The organism is Ehrlichia chaffeensis str. Arkansas (assembly GCF_000013145.1).
Classification (GTDB): Bacteria; Pseudomonadota; Alphaproteobacteria; order Rickettsiales; family Anaplasmataceae; genus Ehrlichia; species Ehrlichia chaffeensis.
The window spans coordinates 625,974-642,974 of record NC_007799.1 but is presented as its reverse complement, the minus strand read 5'-3'; the positions used below and the strand labels follow the sequence as shown (position 1 = coordinate 642,974).

At 29.0% G+C, this 17,001-nt stretch carries 15 protein-coding genes and 2 pseudogenes; 6 read left to right on the top strand and 11 right to left on the bottom strand.

The window, feature by feature from the left end; genetic code table 11:
- Nucleotides 1-76 precede the first annotated feature (76 nt).
- The 9 genes from ECH_RS02665 to ECH_RS02625 are packed head-to-tail and all read right to left on the bottom strand — an operon-like array spanning nucleotide 77 to nucleotide 7,982.
- Nucleotides 77-481 carry a cytochrome c-type biogenesis protein gene (locus ECH_RS02665; protein ID WP_011452726.1) on the bottom strand — a complete coding sequence of 135 codons (405 nt, stop codon included), beginning with the start codon at nucleotides 479-481 and terminating at the stop codon, nucleotides 77-79.
- Nucleotides 465-1,538, bottom strand: a complete 1,074-nt coding sequence (locus ECH_RS02660; protein WP_006011526.1) for a hypothetical protein — start codon at nucleotides 1,536-1,538, stop codon at nucleotides 465-467. Before ECH_RS02660 ends, ECH_RS02665 begins: the two co-directional genes overlap by 17 nt.
- Before the next feature lie 14 nt (nucleotides 1,539-1,552).
- The gene (locus tag ECH_RS02655; protein ID WP_006011527.1) at nucleotides 1,553-1,903 is read right to left on the bottom strand and encodes a ferredoxin family 2Fe-2S iron-sulfur cluster binding protein; all 351 of its coding nucleotides are present in this window, start codon (nucleotides 1,901-1,903) and stop codon (nucleotides 1,553-1,555) included.
- A 16-nt stretch (nucleotides 1,904-1,919) separates the two neighbouring features.
- Nucleotides 1,920-3,773 (bottom strand): Fe-S protein assembly chaperone HscA, encoded by a 1,854-nt coding sequence (hscA, locus tag ECH_RS02650; protein WP_006011529.1) that lies wholly within the window; start codon nucleotides 3,771-3,773, stop codon nucleotides 1,920-1,922.
- Nucleotides 3,764-4,243 carry a Fe-S protein assembly co-chaperone HscB gene (hscB, locus tag ECH_RS02645; protein WP_226988388.1) on the bottom strand — a complete coding sequence of 160 codons (480 nt, stop codon included), beginning with the start codon at nucleotides 4,241-4,243 and terminating at the stop codon, nucleotides 3,764-3,766. Before hscB ends, hscA begins: the two co-directional genes overlap by 10 nt.
- Nucleotides 4,200-4,643 (bottom strand): HesB/IscA family protein, encoded by a 444-nt coding sequence (locus tag ECH_RS02640; protein ID WP_011452725.1) that lies wholly within the window; start codon nucleotides 4,641-4,643, stop codon nucleotides 4,200-4,202. The genes hscB and ECH_RS02640 overlap by 44 nt, the downstream gene beginning before the upstream one ends.
- Nucleotides 4,644-4,668: 25 nt before the next feature.
- Complete coding sequence (gene iscU / locus ECH_RS02635; protein ID WP_006011186.1) at nucleotides 4,669-5,082, bottom strand: Fe-S cluster assembly scaffold IscU; 414 nt, start codon at nucleotides 5,080-5,082, stop codon at nucleotides 4,669-4,671.
- Nucleotides 5,083-5,119: 37 nt separating this feature from the next.
- Nucleotides 5,120-6,352, bottom strand: a complete 1,233-nt coding sequence (locus ECH_RS02630; protein ID WP_006011182.1) for an IscS subfamily cysteine desulfurase — start codon at nucleotides 6,350-6,352, stop codon at nucleotides 5,120-5,122.
- Nucleotides 6,353-6,407: 55 nt separating this feature from the next.
- On the bottom strand, nucleotides 6,408-7,982 hold the full coding sequence (locus ECH_RS02625; protein WP_006011180.1) for an aminotransferase class V-fold PLP-dependent enzyme: 1,575 nt from the start codon (nucleotides 7,980-7,982) through the stop codon (nucleotides 6,408-6,410).
- Between the two features lie 324 nt (nucleotides 7,983-8,306).
- On the opposite strand from ECH_RS02625, the gene ECH_RS02620 reads away from it, so the two are divergent.
- From ECH_RS02620 to acpS, 5 genes and pseudogenes are all read left to right on the top strand, one after another.
- Entirely contained in the window at nucleotides 8,307-9,029 is a 723-nt protein-coding gene (locus ECH_RS02620; RefSeq protein WP_006011178.1) for an alpha/beta hydrolase, read from the top strand.
- Between the two features lie 318 nt (nucleotides 9,030-9,347).
- Entirely contained in the window at nucleotides 9,348-10,883 is a 1,536-nt protein-coding gene (locus tag ECH_RS02615) for a lysine--tRNA ligase (protein ID WP_011452723.1), read from the top strand.
- Nucleotides 10,884-11,015: 132 nt separating this feature from the next.
- Nucleotides 11,016-11,417, top strand: coding sequence for an outer membrane protein assembly factor BamE (locus ECH_RS02610; RefSeq protein WP_006010919.1), 402 nt, complete (start codon nucleotides 11,016-11,018; stop codon nucleotides 11,415-11,417).
- Nucleotides 11,418-11,822: 405 nt separating this feature from the next.
- Nucleotides 11,823-11,993: pseudogene (locus ECH_RS04760) on the top strand (His/Gly/Thr/Pro-type tRNA ligase C-terminal domain-containing protein); the annotation flags it as partial.
- Nucleotides 11,990-12,226 (top strand): annotated as a pseudogene (acpS, locus tag ECH_RS02605) (holo-ACP synthase); the annotation flags it as partial. The pseudogenes ECH_RS04760 and acpS, both read left to right, overlap by 4 nt.
- A 216-nt stretch (nucleotides 12,227-12,442) precedes the next feature.
- On the opposite strand, the gene truA reads toward acpS, so the two are convergent.
- Together truA and ECH_RS02595 are read right to left on the bottom strand one after the other, a co-directional pair.
- Nucleotides 12,443-13,180, bottom strand: coding sequence for a tRNA pseudouridine(38-40) synthase TruA (gene truA, locus ECH_RS02600; RefSeq protein ID WP_006010921.1), 738 nt, complete (start codon nucleotides 13,178-13,180; stop codon nucleotides 12,443-12,445).
- 8 nt (nucleotides 13,181-13,188) lie between these two features.
- Complete coding sequence (locus ECH_RS02595) at nucleotides 13,189-14,088, bottom strand: aspartate carbamoyltransferase catalytic subunit (protein ID WP_006010922.1); 900 nt, start codon at nucleotides 14,086-14,088, stop codon at nucleotides 13,189-13,191.
- Nucleotides 14,089-14,435: 347 nt separating this feature from the next.
- Between ECH_RS02595 and gyrB the strand changes: the two genes are divergently transcribed.
- On the top strand, nucleotides 14,436-16,832 hold the full coding sequence (gyrB, locus tag ECH_RS02590) for a DNA topoisomerase (ATP-hydrolyzing) subunit B (protein ID WP_006010924.1): 2,397 nt from the start codon (nucleotides 14,436-14,438) through the stop codon (nucleotides 16,830-16,832).
- Nucleotides 16,833-17,001 lie beyond the last annotated feature (169 nt).

The following is a 17,001-nucleotide window of genomic DNA, read 5'->3' as shown; positions in this document are numbered from 1 at the left end:
TAGCCAGCAGATAGGTTTTAATATTATTAGTTTTAATATGATAAATTAATAATTAACTATAACTATTTGAATTATCCTATATTTTATAATAAATAAATTTTATTATTATAATTATTCCTATTCCAAAAATAAGAATAGGTAATATCCATAATGGATAAGTATATGGATTGTAAGGAGGTAGGATAGTTATTTGATTTCCATAATAATTTCGTAATTCAGTAATTATTTGGTTGTCATTGTAGCCATTTTTGATTTTATTGCGTATCATTAAGCGCATGTCATAAGCTAATTGTGATTGTGATTCATAAATAGATTCACCAGAACAAATTAAGCACCTTACTATTTTAAATAGATCAATTGCACGTAATTCCATTTCATTATTGACTAATTTCTCATCTATTGAAAAAGAGTAGGCAGAAAAAACGGAAAAAAACGAGAATGCTAATATAGTAATAAATACTGAATTACTTTTTATTTGCATGGTTATCCATAGTGTTTGTAATAGCTTTTATTTTACTAATAAATTCCTCATAAGGAACTTTGCAAATAAAAATATTAAAAGGATTAACTGTCTCACTTACCGATAATATAATATTACCATTATCTTTTTTTTCGGAAATTGCGTATATATAATCTTGTAGAGCAGAAAATATTTTATCTTTATGTTGTGATTTAGGATATAATATTTTTACTAATTGCTTAATGATATCCTGATAATTACTTATTTCTATAATTAATTTTTCATCATTAATTTGCGTATCTAGAGATAATGGCAGTAATAGCTTACCATAAATTGAAATTAATGAATTCCTGGATGTTAATGCTATATTATCTATTATAGCACTAATCTCTTTGAATTCGGTATTTGACATACTTAACGTTACTATAGCATCTTTTATTTTTACATTGATGTTAGTATCTGTATTACTAGCAGCACTTGCATTGATTTTGTATTGTAGTACTGTTATCAGGTTATCGAAAGATTTGTGTTCATCAGTTTCTACAGAAAATATGCTTTTATTTATAATGTGATTATTATTGCAACTTATACCATTGTCTTCATATACCATGGATGTGAAATATGCTTTCTTATCGTTTTTATTATCTAATAAAAAAAGTAATAAATTTTTAGAAGGTTTAATTAATAACTTGAAGTTATCATGTAGATTACAAACTGAAGTATTTTTCTGGTCGTTGTTTGTGATCTTCATTGAATTTTCAAATGTTAGTGTAGCATTATCTAAACCTATAAATTCTAATGTATTGCTTAATAAATGGTATTTTAATGACAATGATGGAATGGATATATTTAATGAAGATGAATTTATTTTTAAGTTTAATACCTTTATTTTTGGAATAAAGGGGAAGTTCGTAATTTGTATATCATTACTATGCTCTGCATGGATATATGCTAAAGATTTTGATAAAGTTGCTTTGACATGAGTGGCAATAACGAGCCAAACACCTATGTATAAAGACGAAATTGATGCAATAACAATTGATGATATTACAATTAGTTTTTTATTAAAATACTTCATTATTTTATAACTGGTTAACTATTTTTTACAAAAGATATATTACGGGTTTCAGTAGGTAAAATTACACATAATCCATCAAGTTCTTTTGTGAGAATGATCTGACATCCAAGACGTGAAGTGTCTGTTAATCCAAATGCTAAATCAAGCATATCATTTTCTTCATCAGAGATTTCATTATGTTGTTCAACTATATCATACCAACTTGGATCAATTATTACATGACAAGTTGAACATGCTAAAGAACCTTCACATGCACCTTCTAAATCTACATTATTTCTATGTGCTAAACTTAATAAGGTTTCTCCATCATAAGCTTCATAAGTTTTTCGGCTTCCATCAGGTGAAATGAATGTTATTAATGGCACAACATACCTCCATGTATTAATTATTAATATTACAGTTATCAATGGATTTTTTTAGATAAAAATCCATTCTTTTTTTTATAAAATTATGTGCTTGTGTTTCTACGTTGTTTATGACATCTTTAATTCTATCAGTCTTACCATTCAGTAATATTTCTTCAGCTTCTGCGATTGCATTATTAATTGTATTGAACTCTAATTCTGATATTAAATTTTTATCTTCAATTAATGCATTTTTAATAAGTGTAATGATTCTTTGTCCTTCTACTTTTTGTTCAGCTATTGAGCGTATATGCATATCATGTTCAAAATTAGTTATAGAATCGATAATGTTATTTTCTATTTCTTTTTGATCTAATTCACATGTGTGATTTATGCTGATAGATTGTGTTATTCCTGTAGATTTTTCTTGTGCTGAAACAGTTAGTAACCCATCCATATCTACTTTAAATTCTACTATAATTTTTGCAGTACCTGCAGGTAATGGTGGTATTCCTTTTAGATCAAATTTTGCTAATGATTTATTGTGTTCTACCATTTCTCGTTCTCCTTGACAAACATGTATTTGTATGGAGTTTTGTCCATCAACGTAAGTAGTAAATTCTTGTGTAGCAGATGCAGGTATAGGTGTATTTCTGGGAATGATTTTTTCTACAATACCACCAATTGTTTCTATACCTAGTGAAAGTGGTAAGGCGTCTATTAAAACATTTTTGTTTGTTATTTGTGGGTTGGATAAATAATGAGCCTGTAGTGCAGCTCCAACTGCTACTATTTTGTCGGGATCTACATCGCAAAATACTTTATTGTGGAATATATTGTTTAGCATCTTTTTGATTATAGGCATTTTAGTAGATCCACCTACTAATATTACTTTTTCAATATTGCTAAAATTCAGTTCTATACTATTGATTGTTGAAATTACAATACTTAAAGTTTGATTTAATAAATCTGATATTATACTTTCTAATTCATCTCTACTGAGTTCACAAGAAAAATTTTTGTCATGGATTTTAAAAGTAAAACTTCCAGTATAATGTTCACTTAGGTATTCTTTTGCATATTTTGCATCTGCAATTAAATCATTTAGCAATTCTTTATTTAATGGTGTATCATTAACATTTTCTGTTTGTTGATATTTGTTATATATCAATTTTGCAAGTAGATAATCTATATCATCGCCTCCTAAGTTTGTGTTACCACCAGTTGCTAATACTTGAAACACTCCATGGTGTAATTTCAGTATTGAAACGTCAAATGTTCCACCTCCTAAATCGTATATCATATAGATATTGTTCTCACATTCTGGTTTTTCAGTACCATATGCTAATGCTGCTGCAGTAGGTTCATTTAAAAGACGTAATACTTCAAGATTAGCAAGATGTGCTGCATCTTTTGTTGCTTTTCTAGCTGTTTCGTCAAAATATGCAGGTACTGTTATAACTACTTTTTTTACTTCTAGATTAGTACTATCTTTTACAATTTTACATAATTTTTTGAGAATTTCTGCTGATACTTCAACTGGTGTAACATATGTACCATCTTGCTTATCTATGTATATGTTATTATCACCTTTATCAATTATATGAAATGGTAAATCTAAAGATAATTTTTTTATATCTTTGATTGATTTTCCCATTAATCTTTTTACTGAACAGATAGCTTTATTGGAATATTTTTTTCCTACTTGTATTTGATTGTTAATGTAGCTTACTGTTGAGGAAATAAGGAATTTGCCATCTTCATCGGAAAATATGATGATTTTGCCTTCACTATCAATCATAGAAATTAAAGAATTAGTAGTTCCTAAATCTATTCCAAATGCTAATACTTTTTCACTAGTTTCTGGTTCTGTTATGTTTACTAATTGCATGAAGTAATACTCCTATCCTCTTGAATTTTTTTAAGATATTTTAATCTTACTACCTGTTTTGCGGCTTCGTTAAAATCTTCTACAGAAAAAGCATTTTCCATAGCTTTAGTGGATAATAAAATTTGATTTTGAAGATCAATGCTGTTTGATTCTTGTATGTTAAATATTTCTTCTAGTATATTAATATCATTTTTATTAGTAGTAATTCCCTTGATTTCTAATAAGTATTCTGCTCTTTTTATAGAAGATTTTAAAGTTTGATATGCTTTGTTTATTTCTGTTATAGTATCTAATGCCAATTTTTTCTCTAATTTTAAAGAGAATAAATCTGGATGGTAATTGCTTTGTAATGCTATGTAATTCTGTTCTAATGTTTGCATGTTTATAGAGAATTGTGGTTTTAACTTGAATAATGAAAAATAGTCTTTATACATAGAAACTCTCCCCACATCCACATCTTCCTTTCTCATTAGGATTATTAAATGTAAAACCTGAAGATATTTTGTTTTCTACATGGTCCATTTCTGTTCCATTGATAAACATCATTGCTTTGGGGTCAATTAATATAGTAAAATTCTCATTTTGATATTCTACTTTAATTTCTACATCTAATAGCTTGATATCATGTGCATATTCAATATTATACTTGAGACCAAAACATCCTTTTTGTTTCACCATAATCCTGATACCAATAACAGCACCTTCTTTTTGTTTAATAAGCTCTCTTATTTTTTTTATAGCACTTTCTGTAATAATAATGGGAGATTTGTTTGTTATTTTGCTATTTATGTGATACTTGATCTGTGAACTGCATGAATTATCTTCACTGTCTTCACTATTATAAAATGTAGGAGTTTCACTATTCATCATATGTAAACCTTACTTTAATAGATATCTATTCATTTGAAGATGAAAGCTTGTCTTTTTTGGTTGCTTGCTTCATGTTATAATCCTTTATGGCAGCTTTTACAGCATCTTCTGCAAGTAAAGAACAATGTATCTTTACTGGAGGCAGGCTTAATTCTTTTGCTAAAACAGTATTTTTTAATTGATGTGCTTCATCTATTGTCTTACCTTTTATTAGCTCTGTTGCTAAAGAACTTGCTGCAATTGCGGCTCCACATCCGAAAGTTTTAAACTTTGCATCAATGATTTTACCATTATCATCTACTTTTATTTGTAACTTCATTACATCTCCACAGCTTGGAGCTCCTACTAGTCCAGTTCCTACATTATAATCTTCTTTAGGTAGAGTACCGACGTTTTTAGGATTTTTGTAATGCTCTAGAAGAGATTCACTATAACTCATAAAATTACCTCATAATTACGACAATATAATAACATAATCAATGTGCATCCCATTTGATATTATTAAGGTCTACACCTTCTTGGACCATTTCCCATAATGGACTCATCTCACGTAATTTTTTTATGCTGCTAACAATAAGCTCTGCGGCATATAAAATTTCTTCTCTTGTAGTAAACCTACCTATACCAAATCTGATGGATGAATGCTCTAAGTCTTTTTCAATATTTAAAGCACGTAAAACATAGGATGGTTCTAAAGAAGCAGAAGTACAAGCAGAACCTGAACTGACTGCGAGATTATTGATTGCCATAATTATAGATTCTCCTTCAACATATGGAAAACTTAAATTTAGATTTCCTGCTATACGTTGTTCGTAATCCCCGTTTAATACGACATATGGTAAGTGTTTTTTTATTTCATTATATAAAATGTCTCGCAATTCTCTTATCCTGATGTTTTCTTCCTCCATTACTTCTTGAGCTATACGTGCTGCTTCTCCTAACCCTACAGCTAATGGAGTAGGTACTGTTCCTGATCTCATACCACGCTCTTGACCACCTCCGTTAATCATAGGAGTAAGGCGTACTCGTGGTTGGCGTTTGCGTATATATAGTGCTCCTATTCCCATTGGAGCATATATCTTGTGTCCTGATATACTTAAAAGATCGATGTTCATTTTTTTGACATCTATTGATATTTTTCCAAAAGCTTGAGCTGCATCAGTATGAAAAAATATTCCATGTTCATGACAAATTTTTCCTATTTTTTCAATTGGTTGAATAACGCCAATTTCATTGTTCACCATCATTACTGATACTAGTATTGTTTTATCAGTGATAGATGATTTTAATAACTCTAAATCTAAGATACCGTTTTTTTGTACGTCTAAGTAAGTAACATGAAACCCTTCTGTCTCTAAGTAACGGCATGAATCTAAAACGCATTTATGTTCTGTACGTACTGTAATTATATGATTTCCTTTGTTTTTATAAAAGTTTGCTACTCCTTTAATTGCTAAGTTATTTGATTCTGTTGCACCTGAAGTGAATATTACTTCTTTAGCTTCGGCATTTATTAAAGATGCGACTCTTTCCCTGGCTAACTCAACTGCTGATTCAGCTTTCCAGCCAAAGGAGTGACTGCGTGAGTGAGGATTAGAAAATTGTTTAAAGTAGGGCATCATAGCTTCTAATACCCTATCATCTGTTTTTGTTGTAGATTGATAGTCGAGAAACACAGGTAAATTGATTTGTCGTTTTTCTTGTTCCATCTTATGACCTACTACTCATAATATAATAATCTTCTAATTTTTTCATCACTTCTACCTAATTTAATTTGAGTAATTGATTATTTTTATATATCTTGTACCAACAATTAACTATTTTGTTTACTTGATCATCTGTTACATCAGGACTAAGACTAATCCTGATAGAGTTTTTAGCTACGTTATCATCTATTCCCATCGCAGCTAATACATGGGAATGTTCTAATGCTCCAGAAGAACAGGCAGATCCACTACCAACTGCAATGTTATCAATATCAAAACTTATTGTTTGTATTTCACTGTTTACATTTGGCATCGAAATGCATGTAGTGTTTGGTAACCTTCGTGTGTTCTTGCCAAAAATTTGAGCTTCAGGTACCAAGTTTAATATTTGATTTTCTAGTTTATCACGTAATCTCTCAACACTAGACATTTTTTTTATAGAATCTTTTAGATTGCTTAGAGATATAGATAATAAATAGATTGATACAACATTTTCAGTACCTGCACGTAGTCCTTTTTCTTGGTGTCCACCTAATATCATAGGCTTTATTTTTATTTTTTTACTATTAAAAAACAATATACCAGTTCCAGCAATACTACCAAGTTTATGTGATGAAATTGTTAGTAAATCTACCCCTAAATCTTCAATATCTACGTGAATTTTTCCGCATGCTTGTATAGCATCTGTATGTACTATTGCACCAAATTTATGTGATATTTCTACTATTTCTTTTATAGGTTGAATTACTCCAGTTTCATTATTTGCAGTCATTATTGATACGAGAACTTTTTCATCTTTACATTTGTATAAAATATCGCTTAATGTATCTAAGCATACCGTTCCATTAGAATCTACTGGTATTAATTCTGCATTTATTGCACAGTTCATGATAGATAGATGTTCTATGGAAGAAATTAAGTATTTATAATCAGCAGTACTATTTATTACTAAATTGTTTGCTTCTGTACCAGATGAAGTAAAAATTACGTCATGATTTTTAGCATTTAATTGATTGATGGCTATTTCTCTTGTTTTTTCTATAATACTTTTTGTATTTTGCCCTAGTTTATGTGTTGATGACGGATTGTATATGTTTAGAGAAGATAGATTATCTAATTGACTTTTAACTGTGGGTAATATAGTTGATGTTGAATTATAATCTGCATATATATATTCATTAGCATTATTGTTTACAGTCGTGCCAGATTTAAAATTATTGTTAAGTATATCTTCTAATGAAATGCTATTTAAATATTTTTTAATATGATTGCCTATATTATCCCATAAATTGTGAGTAATACATCTAGCATTATTTGATAAGCATCCTATGAGATGATTTTTACATCTTGTAATTTTTATATTTTCTCCTATGGATTCAAGAATTAGATTAAGTGTAATTGAATTTGGACTCTTATTTAAAGAATAACCACCACCAGGGCCTTTTGTAGAGTTTATTAATCCTTGCTTTTTTAGTTTTACAATAATTTGCTCTAAGTATCCTTCAGAGAGGGATTGGCTATTTGCAATATGTGACATCCTTTTTGGCTGAGTGCTACCTTTTAATGTGTAATACTCCTGAGCTAATTTTACCATAAACATGACAGCATAACGTAGCCTTGTCGTAATTAACATATTAAATTTTCCAAATCTTTATAATCATTCGATTTTGTTGAAATATTTTTATGAAAGATTTTTATTACAATCAACAATCTGTTAATGTATCATTAATATACCTTATGTCAAGTAGGTTTTTGCTAATCTAAATACTAAGATTAATATATTAGTCTTATTATTAAAATAAGTTTTTGTATATGATAATATAAATTAAAATATGTATCTGAATTTTCTTATTTCTTATAATTATTATAAAAATACTTTTGTAAAGTTGAGTTTTTTTTCTTATTGTTATACACTTGGATAGTAGTTTGCTCATTTTTTATTTAAGGAAGTTAATTCATGAGAGAGATATTTTTTAATGGTGCAGTTGGTAAAATTGAAGGGAAATATCATCATAACAAAACGTTAGGTGCTCCACTTGCTTTAATTTTTCATCCTCATCCCCAATATGGTGGAAACATGGATAATAAGATTGTATATAATTTATACAATATATTTGCTAATAATGGATTTTCTGTTTTAAGGATTAATTTTCGTGGAGTAGGTAAATCATCTGGTAATTTTGAAAAAGGCATAGGTGAGTTAAGTGATGGTGCAGCAGCAGCAGATTGGTTACAAAATAATAATATGGCATCATCTCCTTTTTGGGTTGCTGGTTTTTCTTTTGGAGCATGGGTTGCTATGCAATTAATGATGAGACGTCCTGAAGTTGAAGGATTCATAGCAGTGTCACCACCTGCGAATAAATATGATTTTTCATTTTTATCACCTTGTCCTGTACCTGGATTAATTATTCAAGGTGACCAGGATAGCATTTCTGATGAAGCTGCAGTATCTCAACTAGCTGCTCGATTGAGTAATTCTATTAAAAGTGAGTACATGCAATATTATGTTATAGAAAAAGCAGATCATTTCTTCCGTGATCATATGGATAAGTTTAATGAGATTGTTGATAATTATATAAAATTTCGCTTATCTGAATCTGTAGATAGTCGTAAGAAGGGGGTTATGCATAAGAAAATAAAGCAACGTCGTGTTGTTATGCATGATGATCCAGTATAGTTTGGAGTAATTTCCTATAAATGTTAAAACCCTTTAATTTGTTGTATGACCATGACATATTGGTATAAGGTCTTGTTGTCTTAAAGGTGACCGGGGTAGCATTTTTGATGAAGCTGCGGTATCTCAATTATCTGCTTGATTTAGGAATACTAAATAAAAGTTATAGTTATGTTCTAGAAAAGATTTTTTGATACTATTTTAAAATAGTTTATAGGGTATTTCGAAATTCATTTTGTGTAATCTTGCTATATATTTGCCACTTTATACATTTTGTGTTATATAGGTGAGTGAGATTATAAGCTATCAGTTTTATGTATTATGGTGGGACAGTACAAATTTTGGCCATTTCAAGAAGCAGAAAAAATATTAAAAAGATTTGGGGAGAATACAGAAATTATTTTTGAAACTGGTTATGGCCCGTCAGGACTTCCTCATATTGGTACTTTTGGAGAAGTATTACGTACTACAGCAATAATGAATGCTCTACGTAAAATCTGTCCTAATATTACAACAAAAGTAATAGTTGTATCAGATGATATGGATGGTCTAAGGAAAGTGCCAGATAATATTCCAAATAAAGATATGATAGCTGACCATTTAGGTAAACCTTTGACTATGATACCGGATCCTTTTTGTGCTTGTGAAAGTTACGGGCATCATATGAACATGTTGTTGTGTAGGTTTCTTGATTTATTTAATTTTGAATATGAATTTAAAAGTGCAACAGAATGTTATAAGAATGGTTTATATGATGAAAAGTTGCTCTTATTGTTGAAAAATTATGATAAAGTGATGGATGTTATGCTGCCTACATTAGGTAGTGAAAGACAAAAAACTTATAGCCCATTTTTGCCAATATGTCCTAGAACGTCAAGAGTATTACAAGTGCCTATTGTTGATATTGATATTGCATTAGGTACTATTTCTTATCAGGATGAGAATGGGGAAGTTATTCAAGTTCCAGTTACAGGTGGAAAATGTAAATTACAATGGAAGCCAGATTGGGGTATGAGATGGTCAGCACTTAATGTAAAGTATGAAGCATATGGTAAAGATTTGCAGCCATCTGCGGAATTATCTAGTAAAATATGTGAGATTCTAGGTAGTGAACCTCCGGTTCTATTCTGTTATGAGTTGTTTCTTGATAAAGAAGGTAGGAAAATTTCAAAATCAAAAGGTAATGGTATATCAATAGAAGATTGGTTGTCTTATGCTCCTTCTGAAAGTTTAGCATTATATATATTACAGAATCCTAAAAAGGCAAAGAAGTTATATTTTGATGTTATACCGCGTTCTATGGATGATTATTTATGTCTAGTGGATGATTATCATAAAAATGTTAGTTGTGATAATCCTGTGTGGCATATTCATAATGGAAATGTGCCATTAATTAATATTTCTGGGTTAAGTTTTTCTTTATTATTGAATTTAGCATCTGCTTGTAATGCTGAAACTAGTGAAGTATTATGGGGATTCATTGAAAATTACCAAGATAATGATAATCTACAAGATAATAAAATATTATCTCAATTAGTAGATTTTTCAGTTAAATATTATCATGATTTTGTAAAACCATATAAGGTTTATAAAACTCCAAATCATGATGAAAGAATCATATTAGATGAATTGAAAAATATGCTTAATGATTTCTCAGAAAATATTACATCTGAAGAAATACAAAGTAATATATTTTCTTTAATGAAAAAATATTGTTTTAATGATCTGCGATCTTGTTTTCAAAGTTTTTATGAAATTCTATTAGGGCAAAGTCATGGCCCTAGGCTTGGATCTTTTGTAAAATTATATGGAGTAAATAATACTATAGACCTAATAAATCAAGCATTGGAAAGGTGAACTGTAAGCATCTATTTTGTAGAATAATGTTTTTGTATTTACTAATAGGTATATATTTAAAAATATATAATATGAAATTGACCAGTTAATTAAATTATGATAACTTTACACGATACTTATTTTTGAGATGTTATGCTAACGAGAGTTATTTATATAGCTTTGTTTTTATTAAGTAGTTGTCATACTATATCTATTCACCATGGCTATCCTGCTTCAGAAGTTAATTTGTGGAATAATGTAAAGGTTGGGGATTTAAGTAGTCAGGTTATACAACTTATAGGGGATCCGTGCATTATTGAGGAAAATGTATGGTATTATGTTTCTTATAGTATTTATAAGAAGCGTTTTTTTTCAACAAAAGAATATGAATCTCTTGTTTTAAAAATAACTTTTGATTCTCAAGCTAATAAGGTAACGGATATACAAAACATTAAGGTGGATAGAAAGAGTTTAGTAAAATTGCTAAAAAAGAATACACCAGTTACTGGTATACATGATAGCTTACTTCGTCAATTTAGCAATAAATTACAATAGTAAGTTAAGCAAGTAAAATAGAATTTGCTAATTTTATATTTTATTTCTGTATTCATGATTAATTTATGGATAATGTTGTTTTAGCAAAGACTATGTGTCTAGAAAAATTTAAAGTTGTATTTAAAATGGTATTGTAAGATTTCAAGCATTATATAAGCTAATTTCTAAACCCTAGAAAAACGTTTGCTTTAGTGTTTAAATGGTGTGAATAAAAATAACTGTGAGAAGATTGTATTACAAATCTTTTGTATAGCTCATAGTATGTTGTAAGGAATAAATATTTGTATGTATGGAATAATAAATTCTATTAATAGGTTTTATTTTTAATCTTAGTTTGTACTTTTAAGTGCAAAGCTAGTTTGATGTTATGTAATAAAATGGTTTTTATAGTTATGTAATTAAGTTGATGATAGTCCTGGTATTAAGTTAGCAAGAACAGATCTGCTAGGTATGCCATGGCAAGTTATAATTGGTAAATCAACAGTAGAACAAGACCTTATTGAAGTAAGGAATAGATTAACAAAAGATAAAGTTTTAATTTCCACAGAACAATTCTTAAATAAATTAAAAAAATGATACTAGGGATTGGTGCAGACATTGTTTATGTTCCTCGTATATCAAATTTATGGAAAAAATTTGGTACTAAATTTCTTAAACGGGTATTTAGTGAAAAAGAAATAGAAGATAGTAAGAAATATACAAATTTTGATGCACAAGTAAGACACTTTGCAAAACGTTTCGCAGCAAAGGAAGCTTATGTGAAAGCTGTAGGAACAGGTTTTGGAAAATCCATAAAAATGCCAGATATTTATTATTGTTAATATACTATCTTATTAAGTATTTATTTTAAATATTTGTATTTATCCTATTATTTTTTATGTAAAAGCTATAAGTAAATTTCATAAAAATATTTTTGGTATTACATTAGATATGCTGTTTAACCATATGTATTTATACTGTTATTTACTTAAGCATTATTAGTGAATTTTTATTTATCGAAAGTACGTTTTGTACTGTATAAAACTTTAATAATCTACTTTTACAAAATATAAGCCGTATGGTGGTGCTGTCATACCTGCATAAGATCTATTTTTTGCTTTTAAGATATTTTTTATATGTTCTGGTGAAAAATTATTTTTTCCACACTCAACTAGTGTACCTACAATAATACGTACTTGATGATGTAAAAATGATATAGCAGAAATATGAATGTTAATAGATTGATTATTATGAATAATTTTTAAATCATCTATTGTTTTTATTGGATTTTTGGATTGACAATGCCTTGCTCTGAAACTAGAGAAATCATGATTACCTTTTATATATTCGATAGCTTGTATCATATTTTCAATATTTAAAGGATTATGTATAAGCCACGCACGATTATAATCTATTGTTAATGGTGAATAACGATTTATTATTTTGTATAAATAGTGACGTTTTTTTGCTGAAAATCTTGCATGAAATTTATCATCTGTTTTTTCTACACTTAATATGGCAATTGCATGAGGTATTAAGTGATAATTTATTGCATTTCTTACTACATATGTGTCAAGGTTTGTTGTTAAATCAAAATGTGCTACTTGACCTAAAGCATGTACACCAGCATCAGTCCTTCCCGCAACATATACTGTAGTATGTTGTTGTGAAAATTTGAGTATTGCATTTTCAAGAATTTCTTGAATGGAATTTGATGAGTGTTTTTGTTTTTGCCATCCAATAAAATTAGATCCATTATATTCTATAGTAATTTTATATCGCATTATTGATGTTATATTGACTTATTGTACAGTAAATAATGTAATATAGCTTTACGTGCTGCAACACCCATTTTTACTTGTAATAGAATTACAGAATTTTTTTCTGCCACGTTATTGGAGATTTCTATCCCTTTATTTGTAGGTCCTGGATGCATAACTATGACGTCTTTTTTTGCATGTAATAGTTTTTCATGGTTTAGCATATATAGGTGAGAGTATTCTTGTTCTGAAGGAATAACACAATTAATAATGCGTTCTTTTTGTAGCCTTAGCAACATGATGACATCTGCATTGCGTATTCCTTCAATTAAGTTGTGATATATATGTGATATACCTGTTAAGTTACATGATAATGTTGGGGGAGCAACTAAAGATATATTAGCTCCATATCTGGATAATAATCTTATATTTGATCTTGCGACTCTACTGTGTAATATATCTCCACATATAGATATATTTAAATTATTAATATCTTTTTTTATGTAACGTATAGTACAGTAATCTGTTAATGCTTGTGTTGGGTGTTCATGATGTCCATCTCCGGCATTTATTATAGAACAGCTTGGTAGATATTCTGATATTTTTTTGATAAATTGACTGTATTGCGACCTTATGATAATTAAATCAGGATTCATTGCATCTATATTTGAAATAGTGTCTATAATGCTTTCTCCTTTATTTATAGATGATGTGTTAATGTTTAAAGTAATAGAATGTGCACCTAGTGATTTTTCTGCAATTTCAAAAGAAGATAAAGTACGTGTTGAGCTTTCAAAAAATAGGTTAACAATGACTTTTCCAGTTAGGATATTATGGTTTAAGTTTGTATTATTAAAGTACTGTATTGTAAGGTTAAAAATAGATTCTATGTCATCAGATGTTAGATTACTTACCTCTAATAGTGTCTTCATTATACTCCTATTTTATATGTAAAAGTGTTATTAATTAAGATTATACATATTATTTAAACATTGAATGAAATTTTTTTACAATCTGAATTCTATTTATAAAAATAGTATGTATTGGCTGGTTACATGGTAGCTTTGATTATAGAATGTAGTTAGAATTAAGTTTTTATAACCTAAATTTACTGGTATATCGTTATGTATTAATTAATAATATTAATTAATGCACATTGTATATCAAGTTATACGCTTGATAATAATGCACTGAACTTATAAATAAAGACTTTTTTTACTTTATCTAAAATTTTCTGCAGATATAATGTCTATTAACTTAATTAACTTATAATGTTGCTATGGATGATTATAATGCGAGTTCGATTACTGTCTTAAAAGGACTTGATGCGGTTAGAAAAAGACCAGGCATGTATATTGGTGATACTGATGATGGATCTGGATTACACCACATGGTATATGAGGTTATTGATAATTCTATAGATGAAGCGCTTGCTGGATTTTGCAATAAAATAGATATTGTAATTCAAAGTGATGGGTCTGTTTCTGTTGTGGATAATGGTAGAGGTATACCTGTAGATATGCATGAGGACGAAGGCATGTCAGCTGCTGAAGTAATTATGACACAGCTACATGCTGGTGGTAAATTTGACCACAATAGTTATAAGGTTTCAGGTGGACTTCATGGTGTTGGTATATCAGTTGTGAATGCTCTTTCTAGTTGGTTAGAGTTGACCATATGGCGTAATGGTAAAGAGTATTTTATGCGTTTTGAAGATGGGATAACTGTGAAATCGTTATCTGTGGTTGGTGAGAATACAACTAAGAAGGGTACTAAAATTACTTTTTTACCATCTAAGAATATTTTTTCATCTATAAATTTTAGTTATTCAACGTTAGAGAATCGTATTAGAGAGCTGTCCTTCCTTAATTCAAATATTAATATGAACCTAAAGGATTTAAGGGGTGCTCAAATATTAAATTCATCTTTTGGTTTGAAGGATAATTCTAAAGTTAATGATATAGAGGATAGAGGAACTGCTGCTTTTGTAAAATATCTTGATCGCAATAAAACTGCTGTAACCAAAGTTGTTCATATAGAGGGAATTGTGCTTGAACATGGGATTAGCTTAGAACTCTCAATGCATTGGAATGATTCTTACTATGAGAATATGTTATGCTTTACAAATAATATTAGGCAGAAGGATGGTGGTACTCATCTTGCAGGGTTCAGATCAGCTATGACACGTTGTATTAATAATTATGCAACAAATGAGGGTTTCTTAAAAAAGGCAAAAGTAAATATTTTAGGAGAAGATGTAAGGGAAGGTTTAACTTGTGTATTGGCAATAAAATTGCCTGATCCTAAATTTTCATCTCAGACTAAAGATAAATTGGTAAGTTCTGAAGCAAGGACAGCTGTAGAAAATATAGTGTATGAAAAGCTTACAAATATTTTTGAAACTAATCCTAAGTTGGCTACTAGCATTATAGAAAGAATAATTAGATCTGCTAAAGGGAGAGAAGCTGCTCGTAGAGCAAGAGATTTGATAAAAAGTAAGAACGGTTTTGACTTTACTATTTTACCAGGTAAATTGGCAGACTGTCAGGAAAAGTCTCCAGAGTTATCTGAATTATTTATTGTAGAGGGTAATTCTGCAGGTGGTTCTGCAAAGCAAGGGCGTGATAGACGTTCTCAAGCTGTGTTATCTTTGAAGGGAAAGATATTAAATGTAGAACGTGCAAGTTTAGATCGTATATTATCATCAGCAGAAATAGCATCATTAATTACTGCAATAGGTAGTAATATTGGAACTGAAAATTTTGATATTGAAAAAGTGCGTTATCATAAAGTTATTATTATGACAGATGCAGATGTTGATGGGTCACACATTAGAACTTTATTGTTAACATTCTTTTTCCGTTATATGCGTGAAGTGATAGAAAAAGGGTATTTATATATTGCACAGCCTCCACTTTATAAGGTTACAAAACATAAGAAAGAATTTTATATAAAAAATGATGATATGTTGCATGATTATATAATTAATAATGCAGTAAAAGATCTCACTCTTAATGCAGGTGAAAGCTATTCAGGAAATAGTTTATCTAAGGTTTTACATCAATGTATGAATATTAGTAAGATAACAAAATCTTATGATAGGGTAATTCCTCAGCATGTTTTAGAATCATTGATTATTTTCTTTAGAAAGCATAATTTTGATTCTGCTGGTGCAATATCTGATCATTTAAATAAAGTTTTTTGTGAATATGAATGGAGTGTTGAAATACCTAAAGAAGATGAGATAAGTATTTTTAGATTATCTCATGGGCTGGTTGATAAATATTATATTAATAGCGCAATGATGAATTCAGAAGATATTAAGCATGTTATTGCTATGTGTGATGGAATTGAGGATATTTTTTATAATATGCCTATTTTATCTACTAAAGACAATAATATAAAAATAAGTTCACCTACTTCTTTAGTAGATAATATTATTGAATTTGGTAAAAAGGATATGACCTTACAGAGGTTTAAAGGTTTAGGTGAAATGAATGCAGATCAATTGTGGGATACCACATTAAATCCTGAAACAAGGACACTCCTAAAAATTAAAATAGCTGATTGTGAAGCTGCTGATTCAATATTTTCAGTGCTTATGGGTGATTTTGTAGAACCAAGACGTGACTTTATTAATAATAATGCTTTAAATGTACAAAATATTGATGCGTAATAACAAGTAGTAAATATTGTTGAATATGTTTTATTAATAAATTACCTCCATTAAAGATATTTTTGTAAAGATAAAGAATTAAAGTAAAAATAGCAAATCATTAAGAGTTTTGTCTATATAATTTATTGACGTTAAAAACCTAAATGGTAAAATGTGCTATTACTTCATG

Bases quoted from the DNA above. Each gene is read 5' to 3' on its own strand.
- ECH_RS02665 (WP_011452726.1), bottom strand. From the start codon at position 481: ATGCAAATAAAAAGTAATTCAGTATTTATTACTATATTAGCATTCTCG.
- ECH_RS02660 (WP_006011526.1), bottom strand. From the start codon at position 1,538: ATGAAGTATTTTAATAAAAAACTAATTGTAATATCATCAATTGTTATT.
- hscA (WP_006011529.1), bottom strand. From the start codon at position 3,773: ATGCAATTAGTAAACATAACAGAACCAGAAACTAGTGAAAAAGTATTA.
- hscB (WP_226988388.1), bottom strand. From the start codon at position 4,243: ATGAGAAAGGAAGATGTGGATGTGGGGAGAGTTTCTATGTATAAAGAC.
- ECH_RS02640 (WP_011452725.1), bottom strand. From the start codon at position 4,643: ATGATGAATAGTGAAACTCCTACATTTTATAATAGTGAAGACAGTGAA.
- iscU (WP_006011186.1), bottom strand. From the start codon at position 5,082: ATGAGTTATAGTGAATCTCTTCTAGAGCATTACAAAAATCCTAAAAAC.
- ECH_RS02630 (WP_006011182.1), bottom strand. From the start codon at position 6,352: ATGGAACAAGAAAAACGACAAATCAATTTACCTGTGTTTCTCGACTAT.
- ECH_RS02625 (WP_006011180.1), bottom strand. From the start codon at position 7,982: ATGTTAATTACGACAAGGCTACGTTATGCTGTCATGTTTATGGTAAAA.
- ECH_RS02620 (WP_006011178.1), top strand. From the start codon at position 8,307: ATGAGAGAGATATTTTTTAATGGTGCAGTTGGTAAAATTGAAGGGAAA.
- ECH_RS02615 (WP_011452723.1), top strand. From the start codon at position 9,348: ATGGTGGGACAGTACAAATTTTGGCCATTTCAAGAAGCAGAAAAAATA.
- ECH_RS02610 (WP_006010919.1), top strand. From the start codon at position 11,016: ATGCTAACGAGAGTTATTTATATAGCTTTGTTTTTATTAAGTAGTTGT.
- truA (WP_006010921.1), bottom strand. From the start codon at position 13,180: ATGCGATATAAAATTACTATAGAATATAATGGATCTAATTTTATTGGA.
- ECH_RS02595 (WP_006010922.1), bottom strand. From the start codon at position 14,088: ATGAAGACACTATTAGAGGTAAGTAATCTAACATCTGATGACATAGAA.
- gyrB (WP_006010924.1), top strand. From the start codon at position 14,436: ATGGATGATTATAATGCGAGTTCGATTACTGTCTTAAAAGGACTTGAT.